Origin of the sequence: Meiothermus sp., from assembly GCF_025056915.1 — a bacterium.
GTDB lineage: Bacteria > Deinococcota > Deinococci > Deinococcales > Thermaceae > Meiothermus.
On sequence record NZ_JANWVH010000180.1, the window covers coordinates 1 to 647 of the forward strand.

General features: G+C 64.1%; 1 protein-coding gene. It reads left to right on the forward strand.

The features are described from left to right. Positions 1 to 51 precede the first annotated feature (51 nt). Positions 52 to 647: lyase family protein (locus tag NZN28_RS14545; RefSeq protein WP_295399374.1), on the forward strand; the 596-nt coding region annotated here is incomplete at its 3' end.

The following is a 647-nucleotide window of genomic DNA, read 5'->3' on the forward strand; positions in this document are numbered from 1 at the left end:
TCCTCGAAAAATCCGCCTGACCCTTTTTTCCAATCGAGCCGGAGGTCTCCGATGACCGAACCGCCGACCCGCCGCGAGCACGATTTGCTCGGCGAGCGCGATGTGCCGCGTGATGCCTACTACGGCATCCATACCCTGCGCGCGCTGGAGAATTTCCCCATCACCGGCACGCCCATCTCGGCCTATCCGGAGCTGATCCGCGCGCTGGCCTGCGTCAAGGAAGCGGCGGCGCTCACGAACCTCGAATTGAAGCTGCTGGACAGAGCGCGGGCGGAGGCCATCATCGCAGCCTGCGAGGAAATCCGGCGCGGCCGGTGGCACGAGCATTTTGTGGTGGACGTCATTCAGGGCGGCGCCGGCACTTCCACCAACATGAACGCCAACGAGGTCATCGCCAACCGCGCGCTTGAATTGCTCGGCCATGCGCGCGGCGAGTACCAATATCTGCACCCGCTGGAGCACGTCAATCTCAGCCAGAGCACCAACGACGTGTACCCGACGGCGGTCAAAATTGCGCTGCACTTCGAGATTCGGCGGCTGCGCGAGGCGATGTCCCGGCTGCGGCTGGAGTTCGAGCTAAAGGCGCGCGAGTTCGCCGATGTGCTGAAGATGGGGCGCACCCAGTTGCAGGACGCCGTGCCGATGAC